20 protein-coding genes are annotated in these 22055 nt (G+C 63.7%); 6 read left to right on the top strand and 14 right to left on the bottom strand.

Translation table 11 applies throughout. From position 1 onward, the window contains the following. Positions 1–17 precede the first annotated feature (17 nt). From ACN0V4_RS11390 to rpsI, 3 genes are all read left to right on the top strand, one after another. Positions 18–1445, top strand: a complete 1428-nt coding sequence (locus tag ACN0V4_RS11390) for a PLP-dependent aminotransferase family protein (protein ID WP_417676133.1) — start codon at positions 18–20, stop codon at positions 1443–1445. Positions 1446–1606: 161 nt separating this feature from the next. Beyond that, positions 1607–2065, top strand: a complete 459-nt coding sequence (gene rplM, locus ACN0V4_RS11385) for a 50S ribosomal protein L13 (RefSeq protein WP_028092164.1) — start codon at positions 1607–1609, stop codon at positions 2063–2065. A 2-nt stretch (positions 2066–2067) separates the two neighbouring features. Next, entirely contained in the window at positions 2068–2580 is a 513-nt protein-coding gene (gene rpsI, locus ACN0V4_RS11380; RefSeq protein ID WP_417676130.1) for a 30S ribosomal protein S9, read from the top strand. 80 nt (positions 2581–2660) lie between these two features. Here rpsI and ACN0V4_RS11375 read toward each other — a convergent pair whose 3' ends face one another. The 11 genes from ACN0V4_RS11375 to ACN0V4_RS11325 form a co-directional block, all read right to left on the bottom strand. Continuing rightward, complete coding sequence (locus tag ACN0V4_RS11375) at positions 2661–3488, bottom strand: glycosyltransferase family 25 protein (protein WP_417676128.1); 828 nt, start codon at positions 3486–3488, stop codon at positions 2661–2663. Then, positions 3485–5350, bottom strand: coding sequence for an FkbM family methyltransferase (locus ACN0V4_RS11370; RefSeq protein ID WP_417676126.1), 1866 nt, complete (start codon positions 5348–5350; stop codon positions 3485–3487). Before ACN0V4_RS11370 ends, ACN0V4_RS11375 begins: the two co-directional genes overlap by 4 nt. 319 nt (positions 5351–5669) lie before the next feature. Further along, positions 5670–6578, bottom strand: a complete 909-nt coding sequence (locus tag ACN0V4_RS11365) for a glycosyltransferase (RefSeq protein WP_417676124.1) — start codon at positions 6576–6578, stop codon at positions 5670–5672. Positions 6579–6673: 95 nt separating this feature from the next. After that, on the bottom strand, positions 6674–7288 hold the full coding sequence (locus ACN0V4_RS11360) for a TetR/AcrR family transcriptional regulator (protein ID WP_417676392.1): 615 nt from the start codon (positions 7286–7288) through the stop codon (positions 6674–6676). A 12-nt stretch (positions 7289–7300) separates the two neighbouring features. Beyond that, on the bottom strand, positions 7301–8170 hold the full coding sequence (ppk2, locus tag ACN0V4_RS11355) for a polyphosphate kinase 2 (protein ID WP_417676122.1): 870 nt from the start codon (positions 8168–8170) through the stop codon (positions 7301–7303). Between the two features lie 43 nt (positions 8171–8213). After that, positions 8214–9176, bottom strand: a complete 963-nt coding sequence (locus ACN0V4_RS11350; protein ID WP_417676120.1) for an alpha/beta fold hydrolase — start codon at positions 9174–9176, stop codon at positions 8214–8216. A gap of 4 nt (positions 9177–9180) precedes the next feature. Next, the gene (gene metA / locus ACN0V4_RS11345) at positions 9181–10125 is read right to left on the bottom strand and encodes a homoserine O-acetyltransferase MetA (RefSeq protein ID WP_417676118.1); all 945 of its coding nucleotides are present in this window, start codon (positions 10123–10125) and stop codon (positions 9181–9183) included. Positions 10126–10234: 109 nt separating this feature from the next. Next, entirely contained in the window at positions 10235–11098 is an 864-nt protein-coding gene (locus ACN0V4_RS11340) for an ATPase (RefSeq protein ID WP_417676116.1), read from the bottom strand. Between the two features lie 55 nt (positions 11099–11153). Beyond that, positions 11154–12050 (bottom strand): DMT family transporter, encoded by an 897-nt coding sequence (locus tag ACN0V4_RS11335; protein WP_417676114.1) that lies wholly within the window; start codon positions 12048–12050, stop codon positions 11154–11156. 169 nt (positions 12051–12219) lie between these two features. Then, positions 12220–13785 carry a glutamine-hydrolyzing GMP synthase gene (gene guaA, locus ACN0V4_RS11330; protein WP_417676112.1) on the bottom strand — a complete coding sequence of 522 codons (1566 nt, stop codon included), beginning with the start codon at positions 13783–13785 and terminating at the stop codon, positions 12220–12222. A gap of 102 nt (positions 13786–13887) precedes the next feature. After that, on the bottom strand, positions 13888–15597 hold the full coding sequence (locus tag ACN0V4_RS11325; RefSeq protein ID WP_417676110.1) for a calcium-binding protein: 1710 nt from the start codon (positions 15595–15597) through the stop codon (positions 13888–13890). A 249-nt stretch (positions 15598–15846) separates the two neighbouring features. On the opposite strand from ACN0V4_RS11325, the gene ACN0V4_RS11320 reads away from it, so the two are divergent. Next, positions 15847–17391 (top strand): trimethylamine methyltransferase family protein, encoded by a 1545-nt coding sequence (locus tag ACN0V4_RS11320; protein WP_417676108.1) that lies wholly within the window; start codon positions 15847–15849, stop codon positions 17389–17391. Here ACN0V4_RS11320 and ACN0V4_RS11315 read toward each other — a convergent pair whose 3' ends face one another. Beyond that, positions 17392–17691 carry a DUF6477 family protein gene (locus tag ACN0V4_RS11315; RefSeq protein ID WP_417676106.1) on the bottom strand — a complete coding sequence of 100 codons (300 nt, stop codon included), beginning with the start codon at positions 17689–17691 and terminating at the stop codon, positions 17392–17394. It abuts the gene before it with no gap. A 239-nt stretch (positions 17692–17930) separates the two neighbouring features. Between ACN0V4_RS11315 and ACN0V4_RS11310 the strand changes: the two genes are divergently transcribed. Then, on the top strand, positions 17931–19034 hold the full coding sequence (locus ACN0V4_RS11310; RefSeq protein WP_417676104.1) for a DUF6456 domain-containing protein: 1104 nt from the start codon (positions 17931–17933) through the stop codon (positions 19032–19034). Positions 19035–19302: 268 nt separating this feature from the next. Here the strand turns inward: ACN0V4_RS11310 and ACN0V4_RS11305 are convergent, their stop codons facing one another. Further along, positions 19303–19851, bottom strand: a complete 549-nt coding sequence (locus ACN0V4_RS11305; RefSeq protein WP_417676102.1) for a peroxiredoxin — start codon at positions 19849–19851, stop codon at positions 19303–19305. 306 nt (positions 19852–20157) lie between these two features. Here ACN0V4_RS11305 and lipA point away from each other — a divergent pair, with 306 nt between their 5' ends. Further along, complete coding sequence (lipA, locus tag ACN0V4_RS11300; protein WP_417676100.1) at positions 20158–21108, top strand: lipoyl synthase; 951 nt, start codon at positions 20158–20160, stop codon at positions 21106–21108. A gap of 42 nt (positions 21109–21150) precedes the next feature. Here lipA and ACN0V4_RS11295 read toward each other — a convergent pair whose 3' ends face one another. Continuing rightward, positions 21151–22041, bottom strand: coding sequence for a c-type cytochrome (locus tag ACN0V4_RS11295; RefSeq protein ID WP_417676098.1), 891 nt, complete (start codon positions 22039–22041; stop codon positions 21151–21153). Positions 22042–22055 lie beyond the last annotated feature (14 nt).

Raw genomic sequence — 22055 nt, 5'->3', positions numbered from 1 at the left:
TCAAAAGAAAGATTGTTATGAATACAATTTGGGCGGATACCTTCTCAGCCAGCAGCGGACCCAAGTACCGGGCCGTGGTCGACCGGATCCGGCGCGCGGTGCGTGGCAAGGAGCTTGCGGCCGGGGAAAAGCTGCCTCCGGTGCGCGAACTGGCCTATCAGCTCGAGATCACGCCGGGCACGGTGGCGCGAGCCTATAAGATCCTGACCGACGAAGGGGTGCTGCAGGCCGAGGTCGGGCGTGGCACCTTCGTGGCCCCGCCAGTGAGCGAGGGGCCGGACGAGCCGGGATTTCGCGATAGCGAACTGGTGCTGGACGTCGCCCCCCATAACAACGAGGCCGGCGACGGCTATCACGTGAACCTGTTTTCGCCGCATCTGCCCAATATCGGCCAGGCCCGTCTGATCCGCGAGCTTCTGGGCGAGATCGCGCGGAACCCGCCCTCAGGGCTGATGCATTACCCGTCGCGCGAAGGGGCCCGACCGGCCCGGCAGGCGGCGGCGCGCTGGTTGTCGGAACGCGCGGTGGGGCGGGTGCGCGAAGGCGATGTGGTCTTTGCCAATGGCGGGCAGAACGCGCTCTGCCTGGTGTTGCAGACGGTGCTGCGCGGCCGCCGCCCGGTGGTTCTGGTCGAGGAGCTGTCCTATCCCGGTTTCCGTCGTGCGGCTGAGCTGTTGCGCGCCGATGTGGTGCCGGTGGCGATGGATGCCGAGGGCATCATCCCCGAGGCGCTGGAGGTCGCGGCGCGCCAGCACGACGCCCAGATCCTCTGCACCTCGCCCGAGGCGCATAATCCGACGCTGACCCATACGCCGCTGGCGCGCCGCCGCGCCCTGGTCGAGGTCGCCCGGCGCCACGATCTGCAGATCCTCGAGGACAATTGCTATCACGTCTCTGAGGCGACGGTGCCCAGCTATCGGCTGCTGGCGCCCGAACGCAGCTGGTATGTCACCTCGATTTCCAAGAGCATCACCCCGGCGCTGCGGGTGGGGTTCGCGCTGGCGCCACAGGATCGCACCGCGCATCTGCGCCGCTCGGCCGAATACAGCTTTTTCGGCCTGGCGACCCCGCTGACCGACCTGATCGCGCGGCTGTTGGCCGATCCGCGGTTGGAACCGCTCAGCAACAAGATCCAGGCGACGATCCGCGACTATGTGCAATGCGCGGTCAATGTTCTGGGCAGCTACCAGATGGTCTGGCGCGCCGACGCGCCCTTTCTCTGGCTCAATCTGCCGCTCGGGTGGCGCACCGGCGCCTTCGTGCAGGCGGCCGAGGCCGAGGGGGTGAGGTTGCGATCGGCCGAGGACTTCGTCCTGCGCACCTCGCGGGCGCCGCATGCGGTGCGCTTGTCGATCAACGCCGGCCTCGGGCTCGACACCTTCGAACAGGCGATGCGCCGGCTGCGCGCGCTTCTGGACAATCCGCCGGAGCGTATTGCCGTCTGAGTGTGGGGTATTATAATACCTATTTTTTAAGTGACTGAAAATATTGTGTAATTCAAAATTCATCTCTGTTGACGCGGCATAAGACCTTCCTTATACCCCGCCCATCGAATTGCCGCGGGCCGGACCCTGTCCCGCGCATCACGTCAAACAGGACCGATCCGATGAAAACCTTTTCTGCGACACCTGCAGAGATCGACAAGAAATGGATCCTGATCGACGCCGAGGGCGTCGTTCTGGGTCGTCTTGCCTCGATCATCGCCATGCGTCTGCGTGGCAAACACAAAGCAACCTTCACCCCGCATATGGACATGGGCGACAACGTCATTGTCATCAATGCGGACAAGGTTCAGATGACCGGCCGGAAGCGCGAAGAGCACTTCTACTGGCACACCGGCCACCCGGGCGGCATCAAGTCGCGCACCAAGCAGCAAATCCTGGAAGGCGCGCATCCCGAGCGCGTGGTGTTCCAGGCTGTCAAGCGCATGCTGCCGGGCAACCGTCTGTCGCGTCAGCAACTGACCAATCTGCGTATCTACGCCGGCGCCGCGCACCCGCATGAGGCGCAAAGCCCCGAAGTTCTGGACGTGAAGTCCATGAACAAGAAAAACACCCGGAGCTGATCATGGCCGAAGAAATCAAGACCCTCGCTGAACTCGACATTGTCGCTGCCAATGGGGAACTGGTGACCGCCGAGGTCATTCTCGATTTGCCGCGCGAACCCGTCCGTGATGAACTGGGCCGCTCCTATGCCACCGGCAAGCGGAAGGACGCGGTCGCTCGCGTCTGGATCAAGCCGGGCTCGGGCAAGTTCCTGATCCGGGACAACAAGGGCAAGTTTATCGACTATACCAAATACTTCGCCCGTCCGGTGCTGCAGATGATCCTGCGGCAGCCGTTCCAGGTGGCCGGTGTCGAAGGCGAATTCGACGTCATGGCAACCGTCAAGGGCGGCGGTCTTTCGGGTCAGGCCGGTGCGGTCAAGCACGGCATCTCGAAGGCTCTGCAACTTTACGATCCCAGCCTGCGTGGCGCTCTGAAAGCCGCTGGCTTCCTGACCCGCGACAGCCGCGTGGTCGAACGGAAGAAATACGGCAAGGCCAAGGCCCGTCGCTCCTTCCAGTTCTCCAAGCGTTAATCGCTGGAACGCTCCAAATACGAAAGGCCGCGCAATTTGCGCGGCCTTTTTCGTTTCTGCCATCTCGTTTGCCTGCGGGATCAGGTCTTGTAGCCTGGCAGGTCGGGGGCGACCGGCAGCCGCCCGATGCGGCCGCCCTGCGCCAGAAGCGCGCGATCGGCATAGAGCTTGCGCGCCAGCTTGCGGGCGCTGCGCTTCAGCTCCTTGCCCAGGCGATAGGGGGCGGGGCCCTTGGGCGCCCGGGCGCGCGGCGCGGCCGAGGTGCGTTCGCTGCCCGAGATGCTGGGCGGGATGCCCGGCACGTCGCGCAGATCGGCGAACATGCCCTGCAGTGCCACGATGGGCGCCAGCTGGAACGGGCGATAGCCGGGATGCAGCCGGGTCAGGAAATCATCCAGGTGGTCGCAATAGCTTTCCGACCGATGCAGCAGGATCCTGGCCCCCGAAGGCGTCAGGATATAGGCGGCGGCGCTGGCGATCACCCCGGTCAGCGGGCGCAGGGACATCCCCCCCAACGTCACCTCGGGCCCGAGGCGGATCAGCCCGCCGGGGGCGTCGAGCTTGACCATGTCGAAGCGGTCGGCATGGGGGGCGAGGGCGGCTGAGACCGCGCCGGCCTGTTCGGACAGCAGAACGTCATCCTCCATCAGCACCGCCGGCTGACCGCTCTCCACCACTTGCTGCCAGAGCGCACGGTGGCTTTCGAATACCGCGACCTCCGATGGCAGCAGGCTCCAGTAAGCGCCCCATCGACCGGGGCGATAACGCGGGCTGATCGGCGCGGTCGCGGCATCCACGGCGGCGAAGCGGTGCACGCTGTCAAACCCGGCGCGGGCGCATTGCGCCTGCATGAAGGCGGCTCGTTCCGGCACCCGGTCGAGGTTGATGAAATGAACCGGCAGGCTCACCCGAAGAGCTTTCGCAGCTTGCGCCATTTGTATTTCGACCGGCCTTTGGCACGATCGCTCATGAACTCCTCGCCCACGTCCTCGGCCTCATGGGCGCGCAGCAGCACCGGGGCGTTCCAGGGCTCATAGGGGATCAGCCGCTGTTCGGTCAGGCAGGGCCGCGCAAAGCTTTGCGCGGTCTTGTTCAACAGACTCGCCGCGAAGGAGAAGGAACTGTTCGAGATCGCCAGGTGATCGCCCAGCGTCAACGCGGCGAAATCGGTGAAGAAGCCGTGCGGCAGATCGGTCGCGGGCAGGTCGGCCTCAGTCAGGACGTTGAAATCCTTGAAGGCGGGCAGCACGGCCGCCGGATCGTCCGAGGCGATGTAGAGCGTCAGGTCGGAATGCGCCTGGCGCAGCGGCGCCAGCCAGTCGAGATACCAGCTTTCCGGCGCGATGAAGAAGACGCCGGTGCCGAAATCGCCGCGCCGCAGGTGCAGCGGCACCACCGGGCCGGGCTGCTTTTCGAACAGCGCGGCGATCTCGGCCACGCGGTCGGCATAGGCGCCCTTGAAGGTGAAATCGCGCAGGATCTCGGCCTTGTAGGGTTTGTAATAGCGGCTGTGATACTGGAAGAACCCGGTGAAATCGGTGTTCGGATGCAGCAGCGGATCGTTGGCGATATTGCTGGTTTCCAGATCGTATTTCGTTTCCTCGATCCCGAAGGGCATCTTCGGCAGTGGATCGACGCCGGGTTTGACCTCGAACATCTCGTCGCCGGCCCAGATCGGGGTGGCGGCGGTGAAATCATGTTCGCGCGCATAGCTCTGGATGAACATGTATTGATAGAGCTGGTTGCCGAACCGGCCCATATTGCCCACCGCCGAACAGGTCACCATTGGCCGCCGGATATAGAGCGCGTCACCCCATTCCTCGGAATAGGGGGTATTGGTCATCACCCGGATGAAACCGTGATCGCCCAGGAAGGCATCGAGATCGGAGATCAGCGGGCAGCCCTCGTAAAGCTCGGAGTAATTCACTTCGAGCTGCAAGGCATTGATATGCTTGAGCGTCTCTGTCGCGCCCCTGAGCGCCATCAGCTCCGCGCCCTGGATGTCCATGGCGATGAAATCGAGCTTTGACAGGTCAACCCCAGCCTCGGCCAAAAGCTGGTCGAGCGGCGCGGTGCGCACCTCGATCGTCTCGGTCACGCCGATCTTGGGATAGAGCTTGGCGTGATCCTTGAGGTCGAGCAGCGAGCTTGATTGATCCATCGAGGTGATCTTGAAGGTGGCCGTGCCCTCGCTGTCCGAGGCGGCGCATTCGATCACGGTGACGTCCGCGTCCTTGGCAAAGCGGTCGCGCAGGCCCTGGGCCAGTCCGGGGTTGGCCTCGATGAAGACCACGGGGCTGATCCCCCGGGTGCGATAGGTCTTGATCTCGTCCCCCTTGTGGGCGCCGCCGACATGCAGCGCGCCGGTGGGGCGGATGCCATAGCGGTCGAGCAGCGGGAAGGCGATCCCGGTCTCGGGCGGTTCGTTCAGAAGCGGGCCGGCGAGACGCTCGTGTATCGCGAGAAAGTCGCTCTGGTGGTCCTGTTGGTCCCCGATGCCCACGGCGCTGCCGGTTTCCACGTCAAGAACGCGGTAGCCGTTGCGACGTAGCAGTGACCAGACCGTGAGCCATCTGACCCCGTCTGCCCCTGGGACATATGTGAATTGCACGATATCGACCTGATGGCGCCGCAGCAGCCCGTCGGCACCGCGCAGGATGTCATATGCGCAGTTTTCGGCGGCGATCTTCAGGAAACGGAGTTGCCCGGACTGCCGGTTCCAATAGGCATCAAGCACCCCGATCGGGTGACGCAGATCGACCGTGCGCATTTGCTGCAGGAGGGTTGACCAACCTCTGTCATTGTTGCTGGTCTCAACGACCACGTCCATGTCGCGGATGCAAAAGTCGATGATGCATGCCTCCTTGGCCGCGCTCGATCCATTCTGCGCAAGCGCCCTCTCCAAGGCATTCCGAGAGTCAGACTTGGAGGAAAAAAAAATCATGCCTCAGATCGCGTTCCGCTCACCCGCGCGAGCTCTGTCTCGTGGGTGGAAATTGCTGTTTCGACTTTGCCTTTGTCTCTTAGTGATTTCTCTTTGGCAAAATCGGTTGGAGTTGTAAACGGCGCTGCCGGGGCAGGGATGGCGGCTATTTGCGCCAGGGTTGGAGCGCACGGCGCAGCGACTTCCCGAGACTGTGGCGAGCCGCCGCCGCAATCGGTCGGGGCAGCCCCTTGGTTCTGAGCAGGCGGAGCAGCAGGGCTGCTGGCATATGTCCCTGTCTGTAGCAGGTCTCGAACGTCTCGACGCTTGGTAGCTCCGGCAGGAAACGGGCAAAGAACGCCTGCCAGATCCGGGCATATTCCCGCCCGACCTGGGTGTCGTCGGCGGATGCGCCGCGTGCCCAGTAGAGCGACACCGTGTCGTCGAGCGCGAGACCATGATAGCCGGTGGCGATCATGCGCAGGATCAGGTCGTAATCGGCAGCGATTCTATACCGAATGTCATGCCCGCCGAGTGCATGGAACACGTCGCGCCTGATGAAGACGGAGTTATGGCCGAAGGGCATGCGCTGCAACACCGCGCGCATGTTGGTGCGCGCGCTGACGATGCGTTGGCCGGTGTCCTCCTCCCATGCGGTGCCGCCATAGGCGAAATCCGGGCGCTGACGCCTCAGGCGTCGCGCAGTGCGGGCCATCAGATCGGAGCTGGCCAGGGAATCGTCGGAGTTCAAGAACAGAAGATATTCCCCGCTGGACCGGGCCGCGGCGATGTTCATGCCGTCGTAGAGGCTCCTGTCGGGGCGGCTTTCGAAGCGTACCCAATTCAGGCCTGCCGTGACCTTGGCGACGAAGGCTTGGGTGCCGTCATCCGATCCGCCATCCTGAATGATATGCTCGAAGGCGGTTGCATGCTGCGTACGCAGGCAGGCGATCACCCGCTCAAAGCTTTCCTGGCGCTCGTTACGGATCAGGTTGTGCGTGGCGGTGATGACTGAGAAGAGCGGGCGATCACCGCCGGTTCTGGGCAGATCGCCCGAAGGGGGTGTGTCGGTCATGACATTTCAGGTCCTGGTGGGGGTGGGCGATGCCGGGCGTGGTGCTTGCCAACGCGCGGGTATCCGGTGCTGATGCTTGATCTCACGCCTGAGGCTCAGCCGTCGGGCGCGATCAGCCCTAGGCCGCGCAGATAGATGCCGATGCCGCTTTCCAGCAGATCCTCGGGGGAAAATGGCGTCGCGGCGATATTGTTGCGGGCGTAAAGCTCCACCACCCCGTGGCTCATCGCCCAGATATGGGCGCTGAACATCGAGGCCGGCGGCCGCCGGTCGGCGGGGATGTGTTGCGACAGTCTCTCTGCCGCCCGTTCCAGCACGCCGCGCGCCCGGGCGGTGGCGGCGGCCAGTTCGGGCGTGCGATTGGGCGAGATGCCGCTTTCGAACATGGCGATGTAATGGCCCGGATGCTTGCGCGCGAAGGCGAGATAGGCGCGCCCGGTCGCCTCGAAGGCGGAAAGCGCCGAGGGCAGGCCGCTGTCATAGGCGTATTGCATCAGGTCGGCAAAGATGTCGAACCCCTGGCGGGCGGCTTCGGCGATCAGATCCTCGCGGCCGGCGAAATGCCGATAGACCGCGGCCGGCGTCACTCCGGCGAGCTTCGCCGCCTCGGAGAGCGTGAACCCGGTCGGGCCCTTCTCCTCGATCAGCGACAAGGCCGCCTCGACCAGCGCCTGGCGCAGATTGCCGTGATGATAGCCGCGTTTGCCCATGCCCATGGCGTGTCAGCTATCCCACAGCCCGGGGCCGTCGCAGACGCTCAGATCCGGTTTGCCGATCGCCTTGATGTCCTTGTGGGTATAGTCGAGGCTCAGCAGCAGATGGCGCATCGCCTCGAGCCGGGTGCGCCGCTTGTCGTCCGACCGGATGATGGTCCAGGGGGCATAGGCGCTGTGGCTGCGCCTCAGGGTTTCGGCGATCGCCCGGGTGTATTCGTCCCAGAGCTTCAGCCCTTTCACGTCGATTTCGCTCAGCTTCCACTGCTTCAGCGGATCGCGTTCGCGCGACATGAAGCGGCGCAACTGTTCGGCCTGACCGATGTTGAGCCAGAACTTGAACAGGTGGATGCCATCCTCGACCAGAGACTGTTCGAAGGGCATCACCTGGTGGAAGAACCTTTCGCGTTGGTCATCGGTGCAAAAGCCGAAGACCTTTTCCACCACCCCGCGGTTGTACCAGCTGCGATCATAGAAGACGATTTCGCCACAGCTTGGCAGGTGATCGATATAGCGCTGGAAATACCACTGTCCGCACTCGGTCTCGGTCGGCTTGGGCAAGGCGACAAGGCGCGCGCCGCGCGGGTTCAGATATTCGCGGAACCGCTTGATGGTGCCGCCCTTGCCGGCGGCATCGCGGCCCTCGAATACCACCACGACCCGGGCACCGCTTTTCTTCACCCAGGCCTGCATCTTGCCCAGTTCGATATGCAGCGCCATCAGTTGGCGTTCATAGGTCTCGTTCTTCATCCGCTCGGTATGGGGATAATTCGGCGTCAGGATATCGTCCTTGTCGGCCCGCTTGATCGCCTCGCGGATAGAGGCGGGGGCGTCTTTCTCGAAAAACCGGGTGATCGCCCCGTCAAAGGGAAGTTGCATGGCAATACCATCCTGCATTGGTCTGAATACCCTATATGGAATGTTAAACCGATTTACGCAAACCCGCACGGGTGGCGGCGCGGTCGATGGCGGCGGCGACCTCGGGGGCGGCGACATGGTGGGGCATGTGGCCGACGTTCTGCAGCCAGGTCACCCGCGCCCCGGGCACCCGGTCGGACAGCGTCTGGGCATGCAGCCCGGGGTCGACGATGGTGTCGGCGGTGCCGTGGATGATTTCGACCGGGACGCTGATCTGCGGATAGAGCGGCGCCAGGGCCTCGATCTCGGCCAGCAGATTGGCGCGTTGCAGGGCATTGGCGCGCAGGCTGGCGCGGCGCAGCGTCATATGCGGCCCGAAATACCGGGCAAATCCCGGCGGCACCGGCTGCGGCGCGAAGACCTCGGCAAGCACCCGTGTGACCGTTCGTTCCGGCACCCAGGCGGTCAGCAGTGGCAGCACCAGCCAGTGTCCCAGCCGGGTGGCGGTGATCCGATAGAACAGCTCGAGCGGCACGTCCCAGGGGTGCGAGGCGGCCGAGACCGGCACCAGCGCGGCAAGCCTGTCCGGATGGCGTACCGCCCAGGCCAGCGCCACCGCGCCGCCATAGCTCTGGCCGACGACGATGGGACGGGCCGCGCCCAGGGCCTCAGCCGCCTCGACCAGCGCGTCGGCCTGTTCGGCGATGCTGGCCCCTGCCGGGTTCAGCGCATCGGAATAGCCGAGCCCCGGGCGGTCGAACAGGATCACCCGATAGCGGTCGGCCAGCAGCGGCGCGAGCGCAAAGCCCATGTCCCTGGTGCTGCCGCTGGAGCCGTGGATCAGCACCACATCGGGGCCGCTACCGATCACCTCGGCATGGATGCGGCCACCCTTGACCGGGATCATCTGGCCCATCGGCGGGTGGTTCGCCTCGGCACGCGCTTCGGCCCGGGCCGCCCGCCAGAGCGTCACCGCCCAAAAGAGGGCGGTGAGTGCCAGCAGAAAAAAAGCGGCCCGCAATGCCATCATGCTACCCGCGGTTGCGCAGGTCCATCCGTTCCTGCCCGATCTTGGCCATGTCGAAGGGCGTGGTCTGATAGATCTCGCCGATCCAGTTGCCATAGAGCAGATGCGCCTGACTGCGCCAGCGGTTGGCCGGTTTCCGGCTGGGGTCGTCGTCGGGGTAATAGTTCACCGGCACGTTGATCGTTCCGCCGGAGGCGACGTCACGATCATATTCCTGCTTGAGCGTATCGCTGTCATATTCGAAGTGGTTGAAGACATAGAGCGCCCGATGCCCCGGGTCCTCGACCAGGCAGGGGCCGACCTCGGAGCTGCCAAGCAGCGTCGACAGCTCCGGCACCGCGTCGATCTCGGCCTGCTTGATCTCGGTCCAGCGGCTGACCGGGACGACGAAATCATCCGAGAACCCGCGCAGATAGGGCGAGGCCGGATTGAGGTTCTTCTGCCGGAAACAACCGAAGGCCTTGTGGTCGAGGATGTGTTTCTGCACCCGGTGGAAATAATAGATCATCGCCATGCCGCCCCAGCAGACGCCGAAGGTGGAATGCACATTGGTCTGGGTCCAGTCGAACACCTCCTGGATCTCGTCCCAATAGGTGACCTCCTCATAGGGCAGGTGCTCGATCGGGGCGCCGGTGATGATCAGCCCGTCGAACTTCTCGTCCTTGACCTCCTGGAAGGGGCGATAGAACTCCTCCATGTGCTCGGCGGCGGTGGTCTTGGTCTGATGTTCGGTCATCCGGATCAGCGACAGGTCGATCTGCAGCGGCGTGGCGCCGATCAGCCGGGCGAACTGGTTTTCGGTCTGGATCTTTTTCGGCATCAGGTTCAAGAGCGCGATCTTGAGCGGCCGGATGTCCTGCCGCTCGGCCTGATCCTCGGACATGACCATGACGCCCTCGCGCGAGAGCACGTCATAGGCAGGCAGGTCAGCTGGGATCTTGATGGGCATGGCGAAAAGGTTCCTTGTGATTTCCCGATAGATAAACCCGCCCGGCGTCGCTGCCAAGCGGGGAGGGGGAGGACGAAACTGAGAGGATGCGGGGCCGTCGGGCCGGGGCTCAGCCCCGGGCGGCGAGGGTCTCGGCGATCAGATCGTCGAAGTCATGCGAATCCCGCATTCGGGCGACCTGATCGGCGGTGACGGTGATGCCCCAATTGTCGGCCATGGCCTGATAGCGCGGCTGGCGATGCGCCAGCGCCTGGGCATAGGTCCAGCGGATGAAGGCATCGGGGTCGACCTCTTGCGGGTCGCAGTCGTTTTCGGCCAGGTACTGATCCCAGACCCGGGTCAGGAACTCGGGCTGATAGGACATCGGTTTCGGCGCCCGGTCGAAGCGGCGGATCAGCTCTTCGGTATGGGCCTCATCGCCCTTGATCCAGACCATCAGCGTGTGCTTGGCCAATTCGCTCAGCACCGGGTCGTCTGGATTGCTGGGGTCGACCCATTCGCAGATCGACCCGCCGGTGTCGCAGATGAAATGCGGATAGCCATAAAGCCGCTCTGCCCGGTCGACGAAATACTCGGTATCGAGCAGCGCGTGAATCTCGGCCAGGCGGAACTGTTCCTGCCGGCGGCGGTATTCGGCGATCGGCAGGCCGCCCTTCATCGGGTTGCCGGGCTTGCCCAGATAGGTCGAGACCGGCGCCAGATTGTCGAAGCTGATGTTCGAACCGATATAGATCGAATCCGACAGCAGGAGATCGCGCAGAAACGGCACCTTCATCGCCTCGGCCTTGGCGTTGTCGGTGATATACTCGCCCATGTAGCGGGTGCCGATGCGGTAATCGATGCTGTAGTGGAACCAATCTCCGGCGGCGCGGAGCATATTGCTGATATGGGTCTTGCCCAGCCCGGACATGCCGAAGAACAGGACCCGCTTGCGGCGGGCCGTGCGCCAATCTTCTGCCGTCTGGTAAAGCATCATCCGCTCCGTTTCGTCCTTGCCCTGCTCTAGTCCCAGGCGGCGGCGCGGTCAATCAGGCGGCGCGCCTGGTGGCGCGCAGGCGGCCGGTTTCGGAGAGGATGTTCAGATAGTTTCCGGCGAAGATGACGGCGGCGCCGACGAAGACCCAGATGTCGAGCGGCTCTCCATAAAGCAGCATGCCGACCACGGCGATGGTGGGCAGCCGGGCGAAGTCGATCGGCATCACCACCGCCGCCGGCGCGATGGAAAGCGCGTTGGTGATGCAGAAATGCGCCAGCAGCCCGCCAAGCGCGATCACCACCAGCCAGGGCAGGGTGATGGCGTCGGGCAGGGCGATATCGCCATCGTATCCGGCGGCGATCACCCCGAATCCCAGTTGCAACAGGGTGAGCCAGAACATGATGTTGGCGACGCTGTGGCTGCGGGTCAGCTTCTTGGTCAGCATATTGGTGAAGGCGAAGAACACCGCCGCGGCCGCGGCGGCGAAGACGCCGGCGTTCAGCGTGTCGGGGCTGGGCCGGGCGACGATCAGGATGCCGACGAAACCGATGGCGGCGGCCATCGCGCGGGTGGGTGTCAGCCGCTCGCCCAGCACCAAGGGCGCCAGCACGATCACCCAGAGCGGCGCGGTGAACTCCAGCGCGAAGACCTGCGCCAGCGGAATCACGGTGACCGCGAAGAACCAGAGGTTCTGGCCCGAGAAATGCACCAGGTTGCGCATCACCTGCAGGCCCATGTTGCGGGTGGTGACCTGGCGCAGATTGCCGGTGACGCTCAGCACGAGCAGCACGATGACAAAGCCGAGCGCGCTGCGATACATCATGATCTCAAAGGTATCGAGCGCGAAGCTGACCTTGCGCCCGGCCACCGCCATGGCCGAGAACGAGGCGATGGCCCCGGTCATCCATAATGCGGCGCGGCCTACCTGCGGGGGCGTCTGATCCTGCATGTGATGGTTCCTTCCTCCGGCCGCAACCGAAGCGGGAAAGCGGCAGAGGGTCAAGACCTATTGCGCGATCGGCGGGATGTGCGTCGCGGAATTCTTGATGCTTTGCATTAGGTTTTTTCGATAACCTCCTGAAACAAAAAGCCCCGGCGCGGGGCCGGGGCTTCAGGGATCATTCCAGCTCGATGGTCCCCGGCGGTTTCGAGGTGCAGTCGTAGAACACCCGGTTCACCCCCTTCACCTCGTTGATGATGCGGGTCGAGGTCTCGCTCAGGAATTCGTGGCTGAAGGGATAGTAATCCGCCGTCATACCATCCACCGAGGTCACCGCGCGCAGCGCCAGGGCGTAATCATAGGTACGCCCGTCGCCCATCACGCCGACGGTGCGCATCGGCAGGATGGCGGCAAAGGCCTGCCAGATCTCGTCGTAAAGATCGTGCTTGCGGATCTGGTCGATATAGACCGCATCCGCCTTGCGCAGGATCTCCAGCTTTTCGCGGGTGATCTCGCCGGGGCAGCGGATCGCCAGACCCGGTCCCGGGAAGGGATGACGGCCGATAAAGCTGGCGGGCAGGCCCAGATCGCGACCCAGCGCGCGGACCTCGTCCTTGAACAGCTCGCGCAGCGGCTCGACCAGTTTCAGCCCCATCTTCTCGGGCAGACCGCCGACATTGTGGTGCGACTTGATCGTCACCGAGGGCCCGCCGGAGAAGGAGACGCTCTCGATCACGTCGGGATAAAGCGTACCCTGAGCCAGGAATTCGGCGCCCTCAATCTGGTCGGCGTATTTCTGGAACACGTCGATGAAGAGGCGCCCGATGATCTTGCGCTTGGTCTCGGGGTCGGAGACGCCCTCAAGCTCGCCCAGGAAGAGATCCTGCTCCTGCGCGTGGATCACCCTCAGGTTCATGTGATCACGGAACATGCCGACGACTTCCTCGGCCTCGTTCAGGCGCAACAGCCCGTGGTCGACGAAGACGCAGGTCAGGTTCTCGCCGATCGCCTCGTGGATCAGTGCCGCCGCGACCGAACTGTCGACCCCGCCGGAGAGCGCGCAGATGACCTTGGCGTCGCCGACCTGCTCGCGGATGGCTTTCACCATCTCGTCGCGATAGGCGGACATGGTCCAGTCGCCGGTGAAGCCCGCCAGCCGCACGAAGTTTTCGTAAAGCGTGGCGCCGTTCGGGGTGTGGTGCACTTCCGGGTGGAACTGCACCGCGAAGAAATTGCGCGACAGATCGGCGGTGATCGCGAAGGGCGCGCCCGGAGAGGTGCCATAGACTTCGAAACCGGGGGCCAGCTTGCTGACGTGATCGCCGTGGCTCATCCAGACCTGTTCGCGTTCCTCGAGGAACCAGCCGGCAAGCAGGTCGATCCGCTCCTTGCCCGGGGTCACATAGGCGCGGCCGAATTCGGCGGTGTGGCTTTCGCCGGCCTCGACCTTGCCGCCGAGGTCCTGCATCATCACCTGCTGGCCATAGCAGATCCCGAGGATCGGCACGCCCAGATCATAGACCGCCTTCGGCGGCCGGGGCGATCCCTCGCGCACGACCGAATCCGGTCCGCCGGAAAAGATCACGGCCTTGGGCGCGAAGGTCTTCAGAAACGTGTCGGTCACGTTCTGATAGGGGTGGATTTCGCAATAGACGTTCAGCTCTCGCAGGCGACGCGCGATCAGCTGCGTCACCTGAGAGCCGAAGTCGATGATGAGAAGGCGGTCATGCGATATCTGGGTCATGTCAGGCCCATAGAATTTGCCGGCGCAGCTGGCAAGGGGGCAGATGCATTCAATGGCTCAAACCTTTGGCGACGGGATCGAACAGAACGGAACAGGGCCGCATCAGAACAGAAAATCGCCCCGTCCGAGATCGTCGATATCGACCGCCACAAGCGTCAGTTCGAATCTGCCGGCGGAAATCACCACATCCGCGCCGACCTGTTCCATGTGGTTGTGCGACAGGTCGAAAAAATTGCGGATCGCCTTGACGGCAGACAGGTCGATATCCTCGCGTCCCGAGCTGGCGTTGAAATCGAGAATCACGTCCTTGCCGGATTTCGAGTTGAACCTGAACAGATCATTGCCGCCACCGCCGCTCAGGATGTCGCGACCAGCGCCGCCATCGAGGATATCGCGCCCGACGCCCCCGCTGAGCTTGTCGGCGCCGCCTCCGCCGTTCAGCCGGTCGTTGCCTTGCCCTCCGGACAGTACATCTGCGCCGGCATTGCCGAACAGCCGGTCTGCCTGCGTACCGCCGGCCAGCCAGTCATCGCCGTCGCCCCCCATGAGCTTGTCGCGGCCCAACCCGCCCAGCAGGATGTCGTCACCGGCCTGTCCGGCATAGTTGTCGTTCTGGGCGCCGAAACTGATCCGGTTGGAATGGCTGTCGCCGGCGGAGAGGGTGCTGGAATCGAAGGTGATTTCATAGCTCACGTCGGAATGGCGCGAGCTGGTGGTCAGATCCTTGAAGACCGCCCCGAGGGTGGGGAAATTTTCCTCAAGGTAATCGGCCACCCGGTCGCGCAACGCCTCGACCTTCTGCTCCATCTCCTCAAGCGTGTTGATCTCCCGCATCTCACCATCGACGATTTCGAAATTGTCGAGCATCGGCAGGGTTTCGTCCATCAGGTCCTGATTGAAATCATGCAGTTCCTTGGCTTTGCCGGCAGTGTCGAACAGATCGACCAGGTTGTCGTATCCGACATCGCGGACCTTGTCCTTGAGCAGTTTCATCAGACCCGATGCGCCGGAGTCGGTCACCGCGTCGTAGAAGGATTTCAATCCGGTGCCGCCGGTGTCCTCGGTGGCGGTGTCGCTGGAATTGATCCAGTCGCTGTCCTCATAGAGGTCGGGGATGTCCTGCCATTGGTATTCGGGGGAGGCGAAGCGCGTGGCGATCACCTCGGCGGTGCCCTCTACGGTTTCTTCGATGAAGGCCCAACCGCGCTCCAGCAGGCTGGGTTGGCGGATGACGACGGTGTCGATGTAATCGGCCACCACCTCCTTGTCGATCAGCAGATCCAATTCGTCCTTGGGCAGGCTGCCCAGATCGACCGGTGTGTCGACCGGATCGGTGCAGGTGGCGACAATCTCGGCGCCGCCGACCATCATGTCGATCTGCTCGGGTTCCAGCCACATCACCGTCCAGTCGCTGTCGACGCGATCGAAGTAGGGGGTATTCAGATAGCCGTCGCTCTCGATCCAGGCGGTATAGGCATCGGGTTCGTCCAGATAAATTTGCTTGATCGTGGCCATGAAATAATCCTGGCCGTACCAGTCGCCGTCAGGGCTGCCATTGACCCAATCCGCGGCCTCTTCGGGGTCGTTGATCGCACCGTACTTGAGGATCGAGGTGTCGAAGCTGGTCTCGTCAGTATAGCCGCCCAGCCGCAGGTAGTCGAAATAATTGAGGGTCGGGAAGTCCGGGCCGAGGATACTGTCGGGCTCGACCATGTCGGGAAAGGGAGCCTCGCTGTAAGTATAGCTGACCTGGATGTAGATCGGCCGGCTCTCGTGATAATCCTCGTCACAGAGCGATACCGTATAGCCCATGAAATAATGTTCCTTCTGAAATAATCCCGGTCGTGCGGATGATAGGCAAGAGGGTGCTGGCGCCTCAAGGTCTTAAGGGGAGGGCTGTTCGGAATTTGTGTAGGTCGGTCCCGGCGGCGACAGTCCTTGGGGGGCGAAAAGCTGTGCACATGTCGCTTTTCTCTGCCACAGGCCGCAATCCCTCGCCTGACCGCGGCGGCCACGGGGTAGAGAGGGGGCAAGAGAGAGGCTTTTGGGGAGGGACGAGACATGACCGAGGCAGTCGCGCCACGACGCGGCCGGGGCGGCGGCGGCGCCGCCCGTCGGGCAGAGCGCACCGCGATCCGGATCGAGACCGCCAAATATATCGAGCGCAACATCCCGAATTTCGAGATCCTGACCGAAGAGGCGCTGGAGATCATCGAGGCCAATGCCGAAACCGTCCTGGCCGAGATCGGGGTGAATTTCGTCAACAATCCCGGCGCGCTGGCGCTCTGGCGCGAGGCCGGGGCGGAGATCGAGGGCGAGCGGGTGCGTATCCCGCGCGGTCTGGCCCGAAAACTGTGCCAGACCGCGCCCGAAAGCTTTACCCAGCACGCCCGCAACCCCGAGCGAAACGTGGTCATCGGCGGCAAGTCCCTGGTTCTGGCACCGGTCTATGGCCCGCCCTTCGTGCGCGATGCCGAGGGCGGGCGTCGCTATGCGACGATGGAGGATTTCCGGAATTTCGTGAAGCTCGGCTATATGTCGAAATACCTGCATCACTCGGGCGGCACGGTGTGCGAGCCGACCGACGTGCCGGTGAACAAGCGCCATCTGGACATGTTGCTGGCGCATATGACGCTGAGCGACAAGCCCTTCATGGGATCGGTCACCGAACCCAGCCGGGCACAGGACAGCGTCGAGATGTGCGAGATCTTGTTCGGCCGCGACTTCGTGCAGCAAAACACCGTGATGACCTCGCTGATCAACATCAACTCGCCGATGACCTTCGACGATGTGATGATGGGCGCGCTCGAAGTCTATGCGAAAAATAACCAGGCCTGCATCGTGTCGCCCTTCATCGTCGGGGGCGCCATGGCGCCGGTGTCGGTTGCTGGTACGTTGACGCAGGTTCTGGCCGAGGTTCTGGCCGGCATCGCCTATTGCCAACTGGTCCGCCCCGGTGCCCCGGTGATCTTCGGCGCCTTCGTCACCTCGATCGACATGAATTCGGGCGCGCCCACCTTCGGCACGCCGGAAGCAAGCCAGATTCTCTATGGCGCCGGGCAATTGGCGCGGCGGATGCGGCTGCCCTATCGCTCGGGCGGGGCGCTCTGCGGGTCGAAACTGCCGGATGCCCAGGCCGCTTACGAAAGCGCCAACACGCTGAATGCGGCGCTGCTGGGGGGCGTGAATTTCATGCTGCACGCCTGTGGTTGGCTCGAGGGCGGCCTGGTGTCCTCCTACGAGAAATTCGTGATGGACGCCGATCAGCTCGGCGTATTGCACAAGCTGGCCAAAGGGGTGGCCATCGACGCCAACGCCCAGGCGATGGGGGCCATCGCCGAGGTTGGGCCGGGTGGCCATTATCTGGGCTGCGCCCATACTCAGGCCAATTTCAAGGATGCCTTCTGGCGCAGCGATCTGCTGGATTACAAACCCTTCGAGACCTGGGAAGAAGAAGGCGCCCGTGATACCCAGGCCTTGGCCTCGGCCCTGGTGACGCGTCTGTTGGAAACCTATCAGCAGCCCGCGCTCGATCCCGCCGTGGCCGCCGCGCTCGAGGCCTATGTGACAGAAAAGAAGGCCTCGATGCCTGACGCCTTTCTGTGATCACATGTCGGCGAGGCGGCGCTGGCTATCCAGCAGCGCCGCCTCGCCGACCACCGCGATCAGCACGTCGAGATGCCGGGTCAGCGAATAGCCGGCGTCGCCGGCGCGGCGCCGGTCGTTGTGTTCTTCCTCGATCTCCAGCAGACGCATCAGTGCCGGCGCCGGGGCGGGCAGGGTGCCATAACCCAGCAGCCGGGGCAGATGCACGTCGCGGCGATAGTCGCGCGCCCCCAGTCGGGCGGCGCGGATCAGCAGGCGCGGGCGGCGGCGGGCGGCGAGCAGGCTGTGCAGGTCGATCATTGGACGTCTCCTATTCGTGAAAGAGAGACATTCCGTTTTAAACAACCAAAACGTGTGTTGCCGACTGGGCCGGTTCTGCGCGCGCAAGGTTTATGATTGTTTATTAATCCGAGACAAAGATTAACGCGTAGGGTTACGTTAATTTCTGCTTAATCTAATCGTCCCGGGATTTGTGGATAAGTCTCGGGATATTGTCTGGATAACCGGAACAGCCCTTGAGACCTGACGGTGGGAACAAGATGAGTGGGGAGCCTGTCCCGGCGGTGCCGACCTGGGTGCCGGAATCCGCGCGGCGCTATCTGCATCATACGGTCGCCGGTCGTCCGATCCGGGATCTGGCGCGGCGGGCGGGCTGTCATCCCTCGACCGTGTTGCGCCAAATCCGCCGGATCGAGATGCGCCGCGACGATCCGCTGGTCGATGCCGCGCTTGTGGCCCTGGCCGAGGCGCATTTTCCACCGCTGGGACGACGAGGGGCTGATCCGCTTCATGACACTGATCGGGAGGCCGCCGCCATGACTGACTGTTCTTCATCCCCTTCTGTTGCCGCGCTGGAACGGGAAGCGCGCCGGGTGCTGGCCTGCCTCAGCGAGGCGGGCGCCGTGCTGGCGGTGGCCGAGCAGATGGAAAAGGCCGTGGTGGTGCGGGGCGAAGGGTCGCGCACCGCGGTGGTTGGTGCCGATATCGCCCAGGCGATGGCGCTGAAGGATTGGATCGCCTGTGCCGCTCATGGCCGGATCAGCCGCTATCGCATCACCAACGCGGGCCGTGCCGCCCTGCGCCGGCTGCTGGCCGAGGCCGAGAACCGCGCCCGCGCCGACAGCGACGGCGGGTTTTCCGAGGCGCAGGCGCCCTATGGCGCCGCCGAGGATGACGAGGTCGAGGGAGGGCTGCGGCGCAGCCGCTATGGCCGGGCCGAAAGTCCGCTGGCATTGCTGGCGCGGCGCAAGGATCGTGATGGGCAGCCGTTTCTGGACGATGGGATGGTGCGCGCCGGCGAGCGCCTGCGCGAGGATTTCGAACTGGCACAACTGGGGCCCAGGGTGGCGCAGAACTGGGATCGGTTTCTGACCGGAGGTGCCCGGGGCGGAGGTGTCGTTGACGGCCCCCCCGACCGTGGCGGCAGTGCCGCGCGCGACCGGGTGGCGCGGGCGCTGTCCGATCTCGGCCCCGGGCTTGGCGATGTGGCGCTGCGCTGCTGCTGCTATCTAGAAGGGCTGGAGCAGGCTGAACGCCGCATGGGCTGGTCGGCGCGGTCGGGCAAGATCGTGCTCAGGATCGCGTTGCAACGGCTCAAGGCGCATTACGACCGCTATACCGCCCGGGAGGAGCTGATCGGCTGATTGGCTCAGCCCCGGTGTCGCAAATCCTCTGCCCCGAAGGCGACGCCCCGCGCAGCTCAAGCTGCCGTTTGGCGGAACGCTCGGCCCGGGGGATCTGATCGGTCATCGGGAGGCCGGACCATGTTCGGGATCAGGGGACGGCGGGATTGCCAATTCGCCGCGGCAATTGTTTCCGAGAATGTGCAATTTCCATGAGCGCGGATATGCAAAAACAAACGGGCCCGCAAAGCGCGGGCCCGGGATGTCCGTCCGGACAGGTCGATAGCGATCAGGCCGCGGTGGCTTTGGCGGCTTCGACCAGATATTCCTTGACCGTCTCGGGCGAGGAGACGCCATAGGGATCGTCCGGGCAATTGTCCATCAGGCCGGGTTCTTCGAACCAGGCTTCGATCACACCGTCATTGATGACGGCGGCATAGCGCCAGGAACGCATGCCGAAACCCAGGTTGTCCTTGTCGACCAGCATGCCCATCTTGCGGGTGAATTCGCCCGAGCCATCGGGGATGACCTTGACGTTCTTCAGCTCTTGCGTCTGGGCCCATTTGTTCATCACAAAGCTGTCATTGACGGACATGCAATAGATGTCGTCGATGCCCAGCTCTTTGAACTCGGGATAACCCTTCTCATAGCCCGGAAGCTGATAGGTCGAGCAGGTGGGGGTGAAGGCGCCCGGCAGCGAGAACAGGATCACGCGCTTGCCGGCGAAATAATCCGCGGTGGTCTTGTCTTCCCAGCGGTAGGGGTTCGGCCCGCCGACGGATTCGTCGCGCACGCGGGTGTGGAAGGTGACCTCCGGCAGTTTGACTCCGACTTTCATCTCATACTCCTCAGGGATCGTTAGGCGATCGGTTCCGTGTTGCGGGTTAAAATAATTCTAAAGCTGCTTCAACCGCAGATTTGCTGCAGGCGCAGCCCTGCGCCAAGATTCAGCATTTCAAGGGGATAAGGTGAATTTTATAGGCAAAGCTTCGCCTGAAACCTGTCCGAACTCTGCCCGATTTTGCAGCTGCGGCATGGTGCGCTATGGGGCGCGCGCATGGCGGTTATGCATGACTGGCGGTTCCGCAGCGGCAGGGGTATGTTAGGGGCAAGTACACTGACCCCGATCAAGGCAACATGTCCCATGCGTGATCTGAAGATCCCCGAACAGCGCCACCCCGAAAAGGCGCATCGCCCCGACAACGCCCAACCCAAGAAGCCCAGTTGGATCCGGGTCAAGGCGCCGGGTGGCAAGGGCTATGCCGACACCCACAAGATCATGCGCGAGAACGGGCTGGTGACGGTCTGCGAAGAGGCCGGCTGCCCCAATGTGGGCGAATGCTGGAACCAGGGCCACGCCACCATGATGATCATGGGGGAAATCTGCACCCGCGGTTGCACCTTCTGCAATATCGCCACCGGCAAGCCCAATTCGCTGGACGCTTTTGAGCCGGGCCGCGTCGCCCATGCGGTGGAAAAGTTGGGTCTGAACCACGTGGTGATCACCTCGGTCGATCGCGACGATCTTGAGGACGGCGGGGCCGAACATTTCGCCCAGACCATCCGCGCGGTACGTCACCGCAGCCCCAATACCACCATCGAAATCCTGACGCCGGACTTCCTGAAATGCGACCCCTCGGTGCTCGAGGTGGTGGTCGCGGCGCGGCCCGATGTCTTCAACCACAATCTGGAAACGGTGCCGGGGCTCTATCCCTCGGTCCGGCCCGGGGCGCGCTATTTCCATTCGCTGCGGCTGTTGCAGCGGGTGAAGGAGCTTGACCCCTCGATCTTCACCAAATCCGGCCTGATGGTGGGGCTGGGCGAGGAGGCCGCCGAGGTCAAGCAGGTGATGGATGACATGCGCGCGGCGGATGTCGATTTCCTGACCATCGGCCAGTATCTGCAGCCGACGCCCAAGCACCATGGCGTTGACCGTTTCGTCACGCCCGAGGAATTCGCCGCCTATGAAAAAGCCGCCTATGGCAAGGGCTTCCTGATGGTTTCTGCGACGCCGCTGACGCGGTCGTCCTATCATGCCGGCGATGATTTCGCCCGGCTGCGCGCGGTGCGCGAAGCCAAGCTGGCGCAGGGCTAGACCGCGACAGGGCGCGGGCCCGGATATCCGGGCCTGCGGGGATCAGTCGGGCGCGGGCAACGGCGGCAAGGCCTTCAGATAGGCCGCGACTGCCGCGCGATCCTCGGCCGGGAGCTGGGCGAAGTTGCCGACGACCTCGGCCATATGGCCGCCGGCGCTGTCGTAATCCGGGGTGAACCCGGTCTCAAGATAATAGGCGATCGCCTCGGCATCCCAGTCTAGCTGTCCGGCCCGCAACCCGGGCACCCGTCCGGGGCCGGAGGGATTGGCGGCGCCAACCAGCCAGAGATCGCGCCGCAGCTCTCCCATCGGGCCACGTGGTGTGTGGCATTCACCGCAATGGGCGAGCGCTTCGACCAGGGTGCGCCCGCGTTCAAGTTCTGCCGTATCTGCGTCCTGCATTACCCAGTCATCATTGAAGAAAAGCATCTTCCACACCCCGACCCCACGGCGGATCGAAAAGGGAAAGATCAGGTCATGCGCGGCGCTGGGGCTGCGGCTCTGGGGCAGTGCCTGCCAGAAGGCCCAGAGATCGGCGACGTCCTGATCGGCCATCTTCGCATAGGCGGTATAGGGGAAGGCCGGATAGTAATGCCGCCCCTCGGGCGAGACGCCGCGCTTCAGCGCGCTGGCGAAATCCACCAGCGTCCAGCCGCCAATGCCGTCCAGCGGATCGGGAGAGATATTGGGGGCGACGAAGGTACCGAACGGGGTCACGAATTTCTGGCCGCCGGCCAGCACCCGGTCGTCCTGTGATCCCGGCGCGGCATGGCAATCGGCACAGCCGGCGGCGGTAAAGACACGCTCGCCCCGCGCCGCGTCGCCGGTCAGTCGGGCCATCTCGGTCGCGGGCAGCGGGACGGCACGGGTCAGCCACCAGATGGTCGCCCCGGCCAGCAGGGCGACGATAGTGAAGGCACGCAAAAACAACATGTTCCGAGCGAAAG

Source organism: Pseudodonghicola sp., assembly GCF_048268305.1.
Taxonomy (GTDB): domain Bacteria; phylum Pseudomonadota; class Alphaproteobacteria; order Rhodobacterales; family Rhodobacteraceae; genus Pseudodonghicola.
This window is presented reverse-complemented; position numbering and strand designations above follow the sequence as displayed.

Coding starts and splice junctions, on each gene's coding strand:
- ACN0V4_RS11305 (WP_417676102.1), bottom strand. CDS start 19,851: ATGAAAGTCGGAGTCAAACTGCCGGAGGTCACCTTCCACACCCGCGTG.
- ACN0V4_RS11320 (WP_417676108.1), top strand. CDS start 15,847: ATGACCGAGGCAGTCGCGCCACGACGCGGCCGGGGCGGCGGCGGCGCC.
- ppk2 (WP_417676122.1), bottom strand. CDS start 8,170: ATGCAACTTCCCTTTGACGGGGCGATCACCCGGTTTTTCGAGAAAGAC.
- rpsI (WP_417676130.1), top strand. CDS start 2,068: ATGGCCGAAGAAATCAAGACCCTCGCTGAACTCGACATTGTCGCTGCC.
- ACN0V4_RS11370 (WP_417676126.1), bottom strand. CDS start 5,350: ATGCGCACGGTCGATCTGCGTCACCCGATCGGGGTGCTTGATGCCTAT.
- guaA (WP_417676112.1), bottom strand. CDS start 13,785: ATGACCCAGATATCGCATGACCGCCTTCTCATCATCGACTTCGGCTCT.
- metA (WP_417676118.1), bottom strand. CDS start 10,125: ATGCCCATCAAGATCCCAGCTGACCTGCCTGCCTATGACGTGCTCTCG.
- ACN0V4_RS11340 (WP_417676116.1), bottom strand. CDS start 11,098: ATGCTTTACCAGACGGCAGAAGATTGGCGCACGGCCCGCCGCAAGCGG.
- ACN0V4_RS11310 (WP_417676104.1), top strand. CDS start 17,931: ATGAGTGGGGAGCCTGTCCCGGCGGTGCCGACCTGGGTGCCGGAATCC.
- lipA (WP_417676100.1), top strand. CDS start 20,158: ATGCGTGATCTGAAGATCCCCGAACAGCGCCACCCCGAAAAGGCGCAT.
- rplM (WP_028092164.1), top strand. CDS start 1,607: ATGAAAACCTTTTCTGCGACACCTGCAGAGATCGACAAGAAATGGATC.
- ACN0V4_RS11335 (WP_417676114.1), bottom strand. CDS start 12,050: ATGCAGGATCAGACGCCCCCGCAGGTAGGCCGCGCCGCATTATGGATG.
- ACN0V4_RS11360 (WP_417676392.1), bottom strand. CDS start 7,288: ATGGGCAAACGCGGCTATCATCACGGCAATCTGCGCCAGGCGCTGGTC.
- ACN0V4_RS11390 (WP_417676133.1), top strand. CDS start 18: ATGAATACAATTTGGGCGGATACCTTCTCAGCCAGCAGCGGACCCAAG.
- ACN0V4_RS11365 (WP_417676124.1), bottom strand. CDS start 6,578: ATGACCGACACACCCCCTTCGGGCGATCTGCCCAGAACCGGCGGTGAT.
- ACN0V4_RS11295 (WP_417676098.1), bottom strand. CDS start 22,041: ATGTTGTTTTTGCGTGCCTTCACTATCGTCGCCCTGCTGGCCGGGGCG.
- ACN0V4_RS11350 (WP_417676120.1), bottom strand. CDS start 9,176: ATGGCATTGCGGGCCGCTTTTTTTCTGCTGGCACTCACCGCCCTCTTT.
- ACN0V4_RS11325 (WP_417676110.1), bottom strand. CDS start 15,597: ATGGGCTATACGGTATCGCTCTGTGACGAGGATTATCACGAGAGCCGG.
- ACN0V4_RS11315 (WP_417676106.1), bottom strand. CDS start 17,691: ATGATCGACCTGCACAGCCTGCTCGCCGCCCGCCGCCGCCCGCGCCTG.